Origin of the sequence: Streptomyces sp. NPDC059477, from assembly GCF_042749375.1 — a bacterium.
GTDB lineage: Bacteria > Actinomycetota > Actinomycetes > Streptomycetales > Streptomycetaceae > Streptomyces.
The window spans coordinates 20,673-34,608 of sequence record NZ_JBHYUG010000089.1 but is presented as its reverse complement, the minus strand read 5'-3'; the positions used below and the strand labels follow the sequence as shown (position 1 = coordinate 34,608).

Here is a 13,936-nt window from a genome sequence, read left to right as displayed (position 1 = left end):
GCGCCTATGGTACTGCAGGGGGGACCCTGTGGGAGAGTAGGACGCCGCCGAACAATCTTTGGAAGGACCCCTGGTCCCAGCGTTCAGCTGGGACCAGGGGTCCTTTTGTTTTTACCATGCTTGTAGTACCTAAGACAGGAGTCACCGATGTCCACCAACTCTCCCGACGACCGACCGGAGCGCGATCAGCGGCCACGGGACAGTGGTGATCGCGGGAACCGCAGCGATCGCGGTGATCGCGGTGGTCGTGGTGATCGCGGTGGTCGTGGTGGTGATCGGGCCGGCCGTGGCGGCTTTAGGCGTGATGAGCGTCGCGACGGTGACCGTGGTGGGGTCCGGCGGGACAACGACCGTGGTGGCTACCGCCCCGGCGGCGATGGCCGGCGGGACGACAACCGTGGTGCGGCCGGTGCCGCTGGCGCGGGTCGTGGTGAGCGCGGTGAGCGTGGAGGTTTCCGCGGGCGGGACGATCGGCGTGACGACCGGCGGGTTGGGGGAGACCGGCGTGACGGCGGGGAGCGGGGGGCCCGGCCGGCGTATCAGCGAGATGATCGTGGGCGGCCTCCGCGTCGGGATGATGACCGGGATCGGCGTGGGGTTCGGCGGGACGACCGGGGAGACCGGGGCGATCGGCCGGCCTTCCGACGGGATGGTGACCGGCCCGCCGTCCGGCGCGATGACGAGCGTGGCGCTCCTCGGCGTAGTGACGACCGGGGTGGTTTCCGGCGGGACGACAACCGTGGGAGTTACGGTCGGCGCGATGATCGTCGGAGTGATGACCGTGGTGGTGATCGCGGTGGTGATCGGGGTGGTTTCCGGCGTGATGAGCGGCGGGACGACCGGGGTGAGCGGCCTGCGTTTCGGAGGGATGACCGGGGTGACCGGCCTGCCTTCCGGCGTGATGAGCGGCGGGACGACCGAGGTGATCGGCCGGGGTTCCGGCGGGACGAGCGCAATGACCGGCCGTCTTTCCGGCGGGACGACCGGGGTGAGCGACCGGCTCCTCGGCGGGATGATCGGGGTGATCGGCCCGCGTTTCGGCGGGATGACCGTGGGGATCGGCCTGCTCCTCGGAGGGATGACCGTGGGGATCGCGGTGACCGTGGGGGATTCCGGGGGCGGGATGACCGTGGGGGGCGTGGGCCTCGGCGGGATGATCGTGGCGGGCGTACCGGCGGCGGGTTCCAAGGGCGGGACGATCGGCGTGGCAGTGGTGCCGGCGGCGGCGGCGGTGGTGGTCGGTTCCGGGATGAGCGGGAGCGGGATCGGGAGCCGATCAAGCGGCTGCCGATTCCCGAGGACGTCACCGGCGAGGAGATCGACGGTGGTGTTCGGCAGGAGTTGCTGAGTCTGCCGAAGACCCTGGCGGAGGATGTCGCCAAGAATCTGGTGATGGTCGCTCGGTTGATCGATGAGGATCCCGAGGGTGCCTACGGGTATTCGCGGGTTGCTCTGCGGCTGGCGTCGCGAGTTGCCGCCGTACGGGAAGCCGCTGGGTTCGCGGCGTATGCGAATCAGAAGTATGGGGAGGCGCTCGCGGAGTTTCGGGCTGCGCGGCGGATGACCGGGAATGTGGATCTGTGGCCGGTGATGGCCGACTGTGAGCGGGGGCTCGGGCGGCCGGAGAAGGCGCTGGACATGGCCGGGGCGCCGGAGGTGCAGAAGCTCGACAAGGCGGGGCAGGTCGAGATGCGGCTTGTCGTGGCCGGGGCCCGGCGGGACATGGGGCAGTTGGACGCGGCCATCGTGACCTTGCAGAGTTCCGAGCTGGCTTCCAGTTCCGTACAGCCGTGGAGTGCGCGGCTGCGGTATGCCTATGCGGACGCTTTGCTGGAGGCCGGGCGGAAGGATGAGGCCCGGGAGTGGTTCGGGAAGGCCGTCGAGGCCGATCGGGATGGCAGCACGGACGCCTCCGACCGGCTTGCCGAGCTGGACGGGGTCGAGTTCGTCGACGCGCTTGATGAAGATGAGGATGAGGGTGAGGGGGGCGGGCCTGTGAGGGGTAGTGGGTCCGGGGGTTCGGAGGGCTGAGGCCCGGTTGAGAGGGGGTGGGGCTTTCCGTTGGGGAGTTCCACCCCCTCTTTTTTTGAGGTTTGCGCGCTAGCGGTCCAGGGTGCGTAGGACCAGGCCCGATGCCGGTTTCGGGCCGAAGGATGTGGACTTTCGGGGCATGGTGACGCCCTGGCGGGCCAGGTCTCGGACCAATTCCTCGCGGACGGGGTGCATGAGGACCGCTGTGCCGCCGTCCTGTTCGGCCTTGGTGACCGTGGCCGCCGTGTCGTGGAGGTAGACGACGTCGGTCGGGGAGTCCTCGGGGAGGTGCCACAGGGTGGTGAGGAGGGTGGCGTGCAGGACGGTGGCGTCCAGGGTGCGCCAGGGGGTGGGGCGGTCGGTGGGGACCGTGCGGGCCAGGAGGTCCGGGTCGGGGTGGTCGACCAGGTGGTAGGTGCCGTCGCCGGCCAGGAGGTAGGCGTTGCCCTCGGCTGACGCTTCCGCGAGGGCCGACAGGGACTCGGCGAGGGGGGTGTGCAGCCGGCGGACGCGGAAGTGGGGCTTCAGGGCCGCCAGGGCGTCCGGGAGGGGGAGGTGGGGGAGGTAGCGGTGGATCGCCCGGACCCGCAGGGGGTAGCGGGTGGTGTCCACCAGGAGGACCAGGCCGTCGTCCCAGGGGCTGGGCGAGCGGTGTTCCGCGCGCAGGCGGCGGTAGGTGGCCCAGCGGTGGTGGCCGTCGGCGATCAGGGCCTGGTGGTGGGCGAGGTCGCTGGTGACGGTGGTGATGTCGGAGGGGTCCGTGAGGGACCAGAGGCGGTGGTGGTAGCCGTCCTCGGTGGTGGTCGCGAGGAGGGGGGGCTTTTCCGCCGTGCGTTCGATGACCTCGGCCGTTGTCGTGTTCTGGTCGCCCCGGTAGGTGAGGAGCAGGGGCTCCAGGTTGGCGGAGGTGGCGCGCATCAGGTCGGCCCGGTCGGCCACCAGGTGGGGCATGACGTCCTCGTGGGGGAGGACGATCCGGTCGGCGGGATCCGAGACGCGCAGGGCGCCGATGACTCCGCGTTGCAGCAGGCCCTCGCCGTCGCTCTGTTCGTAGAGGTAGAGGCCGGGTTCGGGGTCGGCGGTCAGGATGCCCTCGGCTCGCCAGCGGCTGAGGGTGTCGGCGGCCTGGGCGTTGCGCTCCTCGGCGGTGGTGGCCTGGGGGAGGATCAGCCGGACGATGTTGTACGGGTCGGCGGCCTGGAGTTGGTGGAGGCCGTCGGGGCGGACCACGACGTCGTAGGGCGGGGACGTCACGGCGGCGAGGCTGCCGACCCGGTCGGGGTCGTAACGAAGGCCGCGGAACGGGGTGAGTTCCAGGCCCCGGCGCTCCGTCGCTTCCGAGTGACCTGCTGAGTTCATCCCGGCATCGTACGTCCGCGTACCGCTGTCAGTGGCATGGGGGATGATCGGGGAAAGGCCGTTGGAGCGAGGAGCGATGTGCGATGAGTCAGGGCGTCAGGACCAGGCCCGAGGGCAGTGAGCGGGCGCTGTGCGAGGCGTACGACACGGCGCTGCTCGATCTCGACGGGGTGGTGTACGCGGGGGGCCACGCGATCGCGTACGCCGTGGACTCGCTGGCCACCGCCCGGGACGGCGGGATGCAGCTGGCGTATGTCACCAACAACGCGCTGCGGACGCCGGACGCGGTGGCGGCGCATCTGACCGAGCTGGGGATACCGGCGGGCGCGGCGGATGTGATCACCTCGGCGCAGGCGGTGGCGCGGCTGATCGCCGAGCAGGTGCCGGCCGGGTCGCGGGTGCTGGTGATCGGCGGGGACGGACTGCGGGTGGCGCTGCGGGAGCGCGGGCTGGTGCCGGTGGAGTCGGCGGACGACGAGCCGGTGGCGGTGGCGCAGGGGTACGGCGGGCCGGAGCTGGCGTGGGGGCGGTTCGCGGAAGGCTGCTACGCGATCGCGGGCGGGGTGCCGTGGTTCGCGTCGAACACCGATCTGACGATTCCCAGCGCACGCGGGATCGCGCCGGGCAATGGGGCGGCGGTGGAAGTGGTGCGGATCGCCACGGGCGCGGAGCCTCGGGTGGCGGGCAAGCCGTTGCCGCCGATGCACCGGGAGACGATCCTGCGGACCGGGGCGCGACGGCCGTTGGTGGTCGGGGACCGGCTGGACACGGACATCGAGGGCGCGTTCAACGGGGAGGTTGACTCGCTGCTGGTGCTGACCGGGGTGACGGACGGGGCGCAGTTGCTGGCCGCTCCGCCCAAGCATCGGCCGACGTATGTCGACGCCGATCTGCGGGGGCTGCTCACCGGGCAGCCGGAGGTCGCGGTGAGCGGGGACGGCTTCCGGTGCGGGGGCTGGACGGCGAGGGCCGGGGGCGAGCGGCTGGAACTCGATGGTGAGGGGGCGGCGCTGGACGGGTTGCGTGCCTTGTGCGCGGCGGCCTGGAAGGTGGCGGGGGAGGGGGCCTGCGGGCTGGACGGGGGGAAGGCGTTGGCGCGGTTGGGGTTGTGAAGGGAGTCGGGGGAGGGGAGGAGAAGGGCTGGGAGGGGCTGGGAGGGGAAGGGTGGTGACGGGGGTCGTCCGGTCGGGGTGATGCGGGTGCGTGCGGCTTGGTGAGTGGGTGGGGCGGTACGGGGGTTCGGGCTGGTGGGAGCCGGGATCGGGTCGGTGGGGTCGTCTGCGTCACGCTGTGGATGCCTGGCTGTGGCGGTCAGCGGAGCCTTGACACATGGGAGGGTAGGCTAACCTAACCTCGTGTTGGTTGAGAGTCCTCCCGAGCCGCGCGTGGCCACGGTTTCCGCGCCGCCAACCCGCCGGGTGATCCGCGGTGTTGGGCTGCTGGTCGCGCTGGCGTTGCTGGTGCTGGTCGCCCTCGTGAGCATCGCGGTTGGCGCGAAACCGCTCTCGATGGGCGAGGTGTGGCACGGGCTGTTCCAGGACTCGGGACGGTATGCCGATGTCGTCGTGGGCGAGCGGCTGTCGCGGACGCTGCTCGGGCTGCTGGCCGGGGCCGCCCTCGGGCTGTCCGGCGCGGTGCTCCAGGCGCTCACCCGTAATCCGCTGGCCGACCCCGGGCTGCTCGGCATCAACGCCGGGGCGTCCGCCGCGGTCGTCACCGCCATCACCTACTTCGGGGTCACCAGCCTGACCGGCTATGTGTGGTTCGCGTTCGCCGGGGCGGCGGCGGTCGGGGCGCTGGTGTGGTTCCTCGGCGGCAGTCGCGGGGCGACTCCGGTGCGGCTGGCGCTCGCCGGTACGGCGATCAGTGCCGCGCTGTACGGCTATCTCCAGGCCGTGATGATCATGGATCAGGCGGCGTTGGGGAAGATGCGGTTCTGGACGGTCGGCTCGCTGAACGCGGCGACCGCGGACACCATCCTCCAGGTGCTGCCGTTCCTGGTGACCGGCACCCTGCTGGCGCTCGGGCTGGCCCGGCCGCTGAACGCGATGGCCATGGGCGACGACACCGCCAAGGCGCTGGGCGCCCACCTCAACCGCACCCGGGCGCTGTCGATGCTCGCCGCCACCGTGCTGTGCGGGGCGGCGACCGCCGCGTGCGGTCCGATCGTGTTCGTCGGTCTGATGGTGCCGCATATGGTGCGCTCGTTCACCGGTCCCGACCTGCGCTGGATCCTGCCGTACGCGACCGTGCTGTCGCCCGTGCTGCTGCTCGGCGCCGATGTGATCGGGCGGGTGATCGCCCGGCCGGCGGAGGTCCAGGTCGGGATCATCACCGCGATCCTGGGCGGCCCGGTCTTCATCCATCTCGTACGACGGCGGAGGACGGCCCAGCTGTGAGGACCGCGGTGAGCAGGGCATCGGACGGGGCCGGGCGGGCCCGGGGGCGGGCGGCCGTGCGGACGCCGGGCGGGCTGTCCCTGCGGGTGGACGGGCGGGCGCTGGTCGTCGGCCTGCTGCTGGCGGGCGTGGCGCTGCTCATGAGCGTGCTGCTGGTCGGCACCGGCGACTTCCCGATTCCGGCCGTCGATGTGCTGAAGACGCTGGCCGGGCAGGGGGACGCCGGGCAGGAGTTCATCGTCAATGAGCTGCGGTTGCCGCGGGTGCTGGTCGGGCTGCTGGTGGGGGCGTCGCTGGGGCTGGGCGGGGCGCTCTTCCAGTCGATCTCGCGCAATCCGCTGGGCAGTCCGGACGTGCTCGGGCTGGGGCAGGGTTCGGTGGCCGGGGCGCTGATCGTGATCGTGCTGATGTCCGGGAGCGCCGAGCAGGTCACCGTGGGCGCGCTCGTCGGGGGGCTGGCGACCGGGGCGGCGATCTATCTGCTCGCCTGGAAGCGGGGAGTGCACGGATATCGGCTGGTCCTGGTCGGGATCGGTGTCTCGGCGGTCGTCACCGCGGTCAACGGGTATCTGCTCACCAGGGCGGACATCGTGGACGCCGCGCGGGCCGTGGTCTGGATGACCGGATCGCTCAGCGGCCGGGGCTGGGACCAGGTCTGGCCGCTGCTGGTGCTGTGCGCGATCCTCGTACCGCTGATCCTCGCCCACGCGCGCGGGCTGCGGATGCTGGAGATGGGCGACGATGTGGCGTACGCGCTCGGGGTGCGGGTCGAGCGGGTGCGGCTGGTGCTGATGCTGGCCGCGGTGCTGCTCGTCGCCGGGGCCACCGCCGCCGCCGGACCCGTCGCCTTCGTGGCGCTGACCGCCCCGCAGCTCGCCCGCCGGCTCACCCGCTCGCCCGGCCCCAACCTGGTGCCGTCCCTCTGTATGGGCGCCGCGCTGCTGGTCAGCGCCGACTGGGTCTCGCAGCGGCTGTTCGGCTCCGATCAGCTGCCGGTCGGCGTGGTCACCGGCGTCCTCGGCGGCGGCTATCTGCTGTGGCTGCTGGTCACCGAGCGCAAGGCGGGCCGGATATGAGCGCGACCGAGAACCGGAACATTTCAAGGAGCACCGTGAACCGCCTGTCCGCCGAGAAGGTCACCCTCGCCTACGACCAGCGCGTCATCGCCGAGCAGTTGTCCGTGGAGATACCCGACAACTCCTTCACGGTGATCGTCGGCCCGAACGCGTGCGGCAAGTCGACGCTGCTGCGGGCGCTGTCGCGGATGCTCAGGCCGAGCCGGGGCCGGGTGCTGCTGGACGGGCAGCTCATCCAGTCGATGCCCGCCAAGAAGGTCGCCCGGACGCTGGGGCTGCTGCCGCAGTCGTCCATCGCGCCGGACGGCATCACGGTCGCCGACCTGGTGGGCCGGGGCCGCTATCCGCACCAGGGCCTTCTGCGGCAGTGGTCCACCGAGGACGAGAGGGTCGTGCGGGAGTCCATGACGCGGACCGCGGTGGCCGAACTGGCCGACCGGTATGTGGACGAGCTGTCCGGTGGCCAGCGGCAGCGGGTGTGGATCGCCATGGCGCTGGCCCAGCAGACGCCGCTGCTGCTGCTGGATGAGCCGACGACGTATCTCGACATCCAGCACCAGATCGACGTACTCGATCTCTGTGCGGAGCTGCATGAGGAGCAGGGGCGGACGCTGGTGGCCGTGCTGCACGATCTCAATCACGCCGCGCGGTACGCCACCCATCTCATCGCCCTGCGGGATGGTGCGGTGATCGCGGAGGGGGCTCCGAACGACATCGTGACCGCCGAGCTGGTCGAGCAGGTGTTCGGGTTGCGGTGTCAGGTCATCGACGATCCGGAGACGGGTACGCCGCTGGTGGTGCCGGCGGCGCGGAAGGGGCGGGGGGTGTCCCTGGGGAAGGCGGGAGCGGTGGCCGGGGAGGCTTCCTGAGGGGGCTTGCTGCCGGGGCCTTCGACCGGAGTTTCTACAGGAGTCTTCTACAGGAGCTTTCTAAGGTGCAGCAGGTCGCGCAGGCCCGCGGTCAGTTTGATGCGGCCCGAGCCCCAGGCGGGGGCGAAGCCGAGCCGGCCGTCGACCAGGGCGATCAGGTCGTCGCCGGTCATGGCCAGCCGGATCTGGGCCTTCTCGGAAGGGGGTCCCGCCACCGTGTCGCGCACGTCGATCCGGCCGTCCTTCATCCGGCCCACGAACGTGATGTCCAGGTCGGTGATGTGGCAGCTCACCGAGCGGTCCATGGTGGTGGCCGCGCGGACGTCGCCCTCGGCGTGCCCCATCTTGGCCGAGAGCCTGTCGAGTGCGTCGCGGCACTCCTCGATCGTCGCCATCATGATCGACGGTACCGCAGCGCTTCGGGGTAGCGTCGGGGCATGAGCGAGTCAGTGCCGGAGAGGGAGATCCTGACGGAGGAGGCCGGGGACGGTTTCGAACCCGCGTACGAGCCCGCCGCCCCCGCGCCCCTGGACGTCCCCCGTACGCCCACCGGTGACGCCGGTGTCGACGCCGGGCTCCAGCGGCTGGCCGATGCCGACCACCTCACCACGGACGGGCATGTGGAGGTGTACGAGGATGTGCACCGGGGGCTGCGTGACGCGCTCACCGCGCTCGACGCCCGCCCGGGACCTCCGGCGCCCCCGACGCCGTACCCCCAGGGCAGGAGCTGAACCGAACGTGGCAGGAGTCGCACGTCGCCGTCTGGACGCGGAACTGGTCCGCCGCAAGCTCGCGCGGTCGCGGGAACACGCCAGTCAGCTGATCGCCGCCGGGCGGGTCAGTGTCGGCAGGACCCTCGCGACCAAGCCCGCCACGCAGGTGGAGACGGCGGCGGCGATCGTCGTCGCCGTCGACGACGGCGATCCGGAGTATGTGTCCCGGGGTGGGCACAAGCTCGCCGGCGCCCTGGCGGCCTTCGTGCCCCTGGGGCTGGTCGTCGCCGGGCGGCGGGCGCTGGACGCCGGGGCCTCGACCGGCGGGTTCACCGATGTGCTGCTGCGCGCGGGCGCCGCGCACGTCGTCGCCGTGGACGTGGGATACGGCCAACTCGCGTGGACGCTCCGGAGCGATGAACGCGTCACCGTCAAGGACCGTACGAACGTACGTGAGTTGACGCTTGAGACGATCGACGGGGAGCCGGTGGATCTGGTCGTGGGGGATCTGTCCTTCATTCCGCTCGGACTGGTGCTGCCCGCCCTGACGCGGTGTGTGACACCGGACGCGGATCTGGTGATGATGGTCAAACCGCAGTTCGAGGTGGGCAAGGAGCGGCTGGGCAGCGGCGGAGTGGTGCGCAGTCCGGAACTGCGCGCCGAGGCGGTGCGCGGGGTCGCCGCGAAGGCGTGGGAGCTGGGCCTCGGGGTGCGGGGAGTGACGGCCAGTCCGCTGCCCGGGCCGTCGGGGAATGTCGAATACTTTCTGTGGCTGCGGGCCGGGGCTCCGGAACTGGCCCCGGCCGACGTTGACCGTGCTGTGGCGGAGGGGCCGCGTTGACATCGAACCCTTGTCCTGTCGAGACGACTACTGGTTCTCGTACGGTTTTCCTGCTGGCGCACACCGGGCGGCCTGCGGCCATCCGCAGCGCCGAACTGGTGGTGAAAGGGCTGCTGCGCTCCGGGATCGGGGTGCGGGTCCTGGAGCACGAGGCGCGGGATCTGCCGCTGCCGGAAGAGGTGCGGCTGGTCAAGGAGGCGACTCCGCAGTGCCTCGACGGGTGCGAGCTGCTGATCGTGCTCGGCGGTGACGGGACGCTGCTGCGGGGCGCGGAGTTCGCGCGGGCGTCCGGGGTGCCGATGCTCGGCGTCAACCTCGGCCGGGTCGGGTTCCTCGCCGAGGCCGAGCGGGACGACCTCGACAAGGTGGTCGACCGGGTGGTGACGAGGGAGTACGAGGTCGAGGAGCGGATGACCGTCGATGTCGTCGTGCACAGCAACGGGGACATCGTGCACACCGACTGGGCGCTGAACGAGGCGGCGGTGCAGAAGGCCACCGCCGAGAAGCTGCTTGAGGTCGTGCTGGAGATCGACGGGCGGCCGGTGACGGGGTTCGGGTGTGACGGGATCGTGCTGTCCACGCCGACCGGGTCGACCGCCTATGCCTTCTCCGCCGGGGGGCCCGTGGTGTGGCCCGAGGTGGAGGCGTTGCTGATGGTGCCGATCAGCGCGCACGCGCTGTTCGCGAAGCCGCTGGTGACCTCGCCGGATTCGGTGCTGGCCGTGGAGGTGCTGCCGCATATCCCGCCGGGGGTGCTGTGGTGTGACGGGCGGCGGACGGTGGAGTTGCCGGCGGGGGCCCGGGTGGAGGTGCGGCGGGGGGCGGTGCCGGTGCGGCTGGCTCGGTTGCATCATGCGTCGTTCACCGACCGGCTGGTGGCGAAGTTCGCGTTGCCGGTTTCTGGGTGGCGAGGTGCTCCGCACTAGGGGCTCCGCCCTTCAGGGGGGTGGGTGTTCTCGGGGGTGGGGATGAGGGGTTCCCTGCACTTCTGTGCGCCGTCCGGGAGGGTGGATTGCGGGGGTGTGTGGGTGCGGGTGGGATGTGGCTGGTCGCGCAGTTCCCCGCGCCCCTTGCGGCGTGTCCGTCCCGGCGTCACGGGGGTGGGGCGGTCGCACGCGGGTGGTGGGACCTCGTAAGGTCGTGTCCGTGTTGGAGGAGATGCGGATACGGTCGCTCGGAGTCATCGACGACGCCGTGGTCGAGCTGTCGCCGGGGTTCACTGCCGTCACCGGGGAGACCGGTGCGGGCAAGACCATGGTGGTCACCAGCCTCGGACTGCTGCTCGGTGGCCGGGCGGATCCGGCGCTCGTGCGGATCGGGGCCGGGAAAGCGGTCGTGGAGGGGCGGATCACGCTTCCCGCGGGCGCGTCGGCCGTCCTGCGGGCCGAGGAGGCCGGGGCCGAGCTGGACGACGGGGCGCTGCTGATCAGCCGTACCGTTTCCGCCGAAGGGCGGTCCCGGGCGCACATGGGTGGGCGGTCCGTGCCGGTGGGGGTGCTCGCCGAGCTGGCCGATGAACTCGTCGCGGTGCACGGGCAGACCGATCAGCAGGGGCTGCTGAAGCAGTCTCGGCAGCGGCAGGCGCTGGACCGGTACGCCGGGGACGCCGTCGCCGTACCGCTGGCGAAGTACGCCGAGGCCTACCGGCGGCTGCGGGCCGTCGCCGTCGAGCTGGCGGAGATCACCACCCGGGCGCGCGAGCGGGCGCAGGAGGCCGATCTGCTGCGCTACGGGCTCGACGAGATCGCCGGCGTCGAGCCGCGCGCCGGGGAGGACGTGGAACTGGCCGAGGAGGCCGACCGGCTCGGACACGCCGAGGCGCTGGCGTCCGCCGCGACCCTCGCGCACGCCGCGCTCGCCGGGAACCCCGAGGACCCCGAGGGGGTCGACGCCTCGACGCTGGTCGGCGGGGCGCACCGGGCGCTGGAGGCCGTACGGTCGCACGACCCCGCCCTCGCGGCGCTGGCCGGGCGGATCGGGGAGATCGGGATCCTGCTGGCCGATGTGGCGGGGGAACTCGCCGGGTACGCCGACGATCTCGACGCCGATCCGCGGCGGCTCGCGGCGGTGGAGGAGCGGCGGGCCGCGCTGAACGGGCTGACCCGCAAGTACGGGCACGACATCGCCGCCGTGCTGGCGTGGGCCGAGACCTCGGCCGCGCGGCTCACGGAGCTGGACGGTGACGACTCGCGCATCGATGAGCTGACCGCCGAGCGGGACGCGCTCCGGGGCGAGCTGGGCGGGCTGGCGCAGGCACTGAGCGACGCGCGCGGCGAGGCCGCGCAGCGGTTCGCCGCGGCGGTCACCGCCGAACTGGCCTCCCTCGCGATGCCGCACGCGCGCGTGTCCTTCGACCTGCGGCAGACCGAGGACGCGGACGGCGTCGAGGTCGGCGGACGGACCGTCGGCTACGGGCCGTCGGGCGTGGACGAGGTGGAACTCCTGCTCGCCCCGCACCCCGGGGCGCCGCCCCGGCCCATCGCCAAGGGGGCCTCCGGGGGTGAGCTGTCCCGGGTGATGCTCGCCGTCGAGGTGGTGTTCGCGGGGACGGATCCGGTGCCGACGTATCTCTTCGACGAGGTGGACGCCGGGGTCGGCGGCAAGGCGGCGGTGGAGATCGGGCGGCGGCTGGCCCGGCTGGCCAAGTCCGCCCAGGTGGTGGTCGTGACGCATCTGCCGCAGGTCGCCGCGTTCGCCGACCGGCAGTTGCTGGTGGAGAAGACCGACGACGGGTCCGTCACGCGGTCCGGGGTGAAGGTCCTGGAGGGCGAGGAGCGGATCCGGGAGCTGTCGCGAATGCTGGCGGGTCAGGAGGACTCGCAGACGGCTCGGGCGCACGCGGAGGAGTTGCTGGAGGCGGCTCGGGCGGAGGTTTAGGGCGGCGGGGGCGCCTCTGGGCCGGGTTGGGGGCGCGTTCGTGGACTTGGGGGCGTGGGCGCGGGGCGCGTGCGCCTGTGGAGTTGGGTGAGCCTCGGTCGACCTGGGGGTGGGCGCCTGGGGCGTGTGCCTGTGGGGATTGGGGCGGGTGTCGGGGCGTGAGCCTGTGGGGAATGGGGCGGGCGCCGGGCGCGAGCCGGGCGACTTGGGGTGGGTGCCGGGGGCGCGTGCGCCTGTGGACTTGGGGCGGGTGTAGGCGCGCGAGCCGGTTGAGTTGACGGTGGGGCCCGGGGTACGTGCCCGTGGACTTTGGGTCGGTCTTTGTCACCCCGGCCGGTGCCTCGGCGCGGTCCTTTGGGTGGCTCTTCGTCCTGCCGGACCGTCCATTCGGGTCGTTCCCGGCCAATTCGGCTGCCCTGTCCGGGATACATGAGCCGGTTTGCCCGCTCACTCGTGTGAGTGGATTTTCGGCCTCCGCTATGACGGGTCATGACCTCGGGCGTTGCGGGAACGGGCGTGCGTGCTGGCATTCTTGGGTGGGTGCAGGGAGGGGGCCGTGCGGTGCACCGTCCGCGCCCGATCCTTCTGTACGTTTCTTCGTGACCGTTCGATGCCGAACCAGGAGCCCCGGCCACGTGACCCCCGTGAGCAGCCACCCGCACGGCCAGTCGACGCTGCGCACCGTGCAGGTGCTGGGCGGCGGCAACGCCGCGAGCAGCGCGCATGTGCGCTCGCTGGCCGCGGGGCTCGTCGCGCGGGGCGTACGGGTCACGGTGTGCGCCCCCGTCGAGGCCGAGCGCGACTACGACTTCACCGGGGCCGGCGCCGACCACGCCCAGGTGCCGCGCGGCAGCGACCCATCCTCCGTCGCGGCGCTCCGGGCCGCCTGCGCGGACGCCGACCTCGTGCATGCGCACGGGCTGCACGCCTCCTTCCGGGCCGCCCTCGCGCTCAGCGGGCGGCACATTCCGCTCGTCGTCACCTGGCACGGCCGCACGCACGCCGAAGGGGCGCGGGCCCGGCTGGTGGGGATGCTGGAGCGCCGGGTGGTCAGGGCCGCGGCCGTGGTGCTGGGGACCTCGTCCGACCTGGTCGACCGGGCCCGCAGGCGTGGGGCGCGGGACGCCCGGCTGGCGCCCGCCGCGCTGCCGGGGGTTCGGTCGGCCCCGTGGGACGAGTCCGACCGGGCCAAGCTGCGGGCCGAACTCGGGGCCATCGGGCGTCCGTTACTGCTGGCCGTCGGCCCGCTCGAACGGCATCGGGGCTACGACGTGCTGCTGGACGCCGCGCGGGTGTGGCGACTGCTCGACGCCGTGCCGTTCGTCGTCGTCGCCGGGGAGGGCGAGCTTCGGGCCGCGCTCCAGCGGCGGATCGAGGAGGAACAGCTGCCCGTGCGGCTGCTCGGGCGGCGTGACGATGTCCCGGAGCTGCTGTCAGCGGCCGACCTGGTACTGCTGCCGAGTCGGTGGGAGTCGCGGTCGGTGCTCGCGCAGGAGGCGCTGCACGCGCGCGTGCCGCTCGTCGCCTCCGCCGTCGGGGGGATCCCGGACCTGGTGGGGGATGCCGCCGAACTCGTGCCGTACGGGGACGCCGAGGCGCTCGCCGCGGCTGTCGTACGGCTGCTCGACGATCCCGGGCGCCGGGAGGAGCTGCGGCGAGGCGGGGAGCGGCAAGCGGCGACCTGGCCGACGGAGGACGAGACGGTGGCGCAGGTGCTGTCCGTGTACGACGAGCTGACCCAGCCTCGGCCCATGATCTGAGGGCGGGGGCG

At 72.3% G+C, this 13,936-nt stretch carries 13 protein-coding genes; 11 read left to right on the top strand and 2 right to left on the bottom strand.

Translation table 11 applies throughout. The features are described from left to right. Positions 1 to 205: 205 nt before the first annotated feature. Positions 206 to 1,348, top strand: coding sequence for a hypothetical protein (locus ACFXAZ_RS31635; protein WP_384598128.1), 1,143 nt, complete (start codon positions 206 to 208; stop codon positions 1,346 to 1,348). Continuing rightward, a complete protein-coding gene (locus ACFXAZ_RS31630) occupies positions 1,285 to 2,031 on the top strand; it encodes a tetratricopeptide repeat protein (RefSeq protein ID WP_384598126.1) in 747 nt (248 codons plus the stop codon). The genes ACFXAZ_RS31635 and ACFXAZ_RS31630 overlap by 64 nt, the downstream gene beginning before the upstream one ends. Before the next feature lie 69 nt (positions 2,032 to 2,100). Here the strand turns inward: ACFXAZ_RS31630 and ACFXAZ_RS31625 are convergent, their stop codons facing one another. Next, on the bottom strand, positions 2,101 to 3,390 hold the full coding sequence (locus ACFXAZ_RS31625) for a DUF1015 family protein (protein WP_384598118.1): 1,290 nt from the start codon (positions 3,388 to 3,390) through the stop codon (positions 2,101 to 2,103). A gap of 83 nt (positions 3,391 to 3,473) precedes the next feature. Between ACFXAZ_RS31625 and ACFXAZ_RS31620 the strand changes: the two genes are divergently transcribed. The 4 genes from ACFXAZ_RS31620 to ACFXAZ_RS31605 all read left to right on the top strand — a co-directional run bounded on the left by ACFXAZ_RS31620 (position 3,474) and on the right by ACFXAZ_RS31605 (position 7,734). Next, the gene (locus ACFXAZ_RS31620) at positions 3,474 to 4,502 is read left to right on the top strand and encodes an HAD hydrolase-like protein (protein ID WP_384598116.1); all 1,029 of its coding nucleotides are present in this window, start codon (positions 3,474 to 3,476) and stop codon (positions 4,500 to 4,502) included. Between the two features lie 243 nt (positions 4,503 to 4,745). Continuing rightward, positions 4,746 to 5,789: a FecCD family ABC transporter permease gene (locus ACFXAZ_RS31615; protein ID WP_384598114.1), complete on the top strand. Its 1,044-nt coding sequence runs from the start codon at positions 4,746 to 4,748 to the stop codon at positions 5,787 to 5,789. An 8-nt stretch (positions 5,790 to 5,797) separates the two neighbouring features. Then, on the top strand, positions 5,798 to 6,865 hold the full coding sequence (locus ACFXAZ_RS31610; protein WP_384598112.1) for a FecCD family ABC transporter permease: 1,068 nt from the start codon (positions 5,798 to 5,800) through the stop codon (positions 6,863 to 6,865). Further along, entirely contained in the window at positions 6,862 to 7,734 is an 873-nt protein-coding gene (locus ACFXAZ_RS31605) for an ABC transporter ATP-binding protein (RefSeq protein WP_384598110.1), read from the top strand. The genes ACFXAZ_RS31610 and ACFXAZ_RS31605 overlap by 4 nt, the downstream gene beginning before the upstream one ends. Positions 7,735 to 7,781: 47 nt before the next feature. Here ACFXAZ_RS31605 and ACFXAZ_RS31600 read toward each other — a convergent pair whose 3' ends face one another. Next, on the bottom strand, positions 7,782 to 8,129 hold the full coding sequence (locus ACFXAZ_RS31600) for a sterol-binding protein (protein WP_384598124.1): 348 nt from the start codon (positions 8,127 to 8,129) through the stop codon (positions 7,782 to 7,784). 42 nt (positions 8,130 to 8,171) lie between these two features. On the opposite strand from ACFXAZ_RS31600, the gene ACFXAZ_RS31595 reads away from it, so the two are divergent. The 5 genes from ACFXAZ_RS31595 to ACFXAZ_RS31575 all read left to right on the top strand — a co-directional run bounded on the left by ACFXAZ_RS31595 (position 8,172) and on the right by ACFXAZ_RS31575 (position 13,925). Continuing rightward, a complete protein-coding gene (locus ACFXAZ_RS31595; RefSeq protein ID WP_384598109.1) occupies positions 8,172 to 8,465 on the top strand; it encodes a hypothetical protein in 294 nt (97 codons plus the stop codon). 7 nt (positions 8,466 to 8,472) lie between these two features. Beyond that, the gene (locus tag ACFXAZ_RS31590) at positions 8,473 to 9,288 is read left to right on the top strand and encodes a TlyA family RNA methyltransferase (protein WP_384598107.1); all 816 of its coding nucleotides are present in this window, start codon (positions 8,473 to 8,475) and stop codon (positions 9,286 to 9,288) included. Beyond that, the gene (locus tag ACFXAZ_RS31585) at positions 9,285 to 10,214 is read left to right on the top strand and encodes an NAD kinase (RefSeq protein WP_384598105.1); all 930 of its coding nucleotides are present in this window, start codon (positions 9,285 to 9,287) and stop codon (positions 10,212 to 10,214) included. Before ACFXAZ_RS31590 ends, ACFXAZ_RS31585 begins: the two co-directional genes overlap by 4 nt. 220 nt (positions 10,215 to 10,434) lie before the next feature. Continuing rightward, positions 10,435 to 12,165: a DNA repair protein RecN gene (gene recN, locus ACFXAZ_RS31580; RefSeq protein WP_384598103.1), complete on the top strand. Its 1,731-nt coding sequence runs from the start codon at positions 10,435 to 10,437 to the stop codon at positions 12,163 to 12,165. Between the two features lie 635 nt (positions 12,166 to 12,800). Further along, a complete protein-coding gene (locus ACFXAZ_RS31575) occupies positions 12,801 to 13,925 on the top strand; it encodes a glycosyltransferase family 4 protein (protein WP_384598101.1) in 1,125 nt (374 codons plus the stop codon). Positions 13,926 to 13,936: the final 11 nt, after the last annotated feature.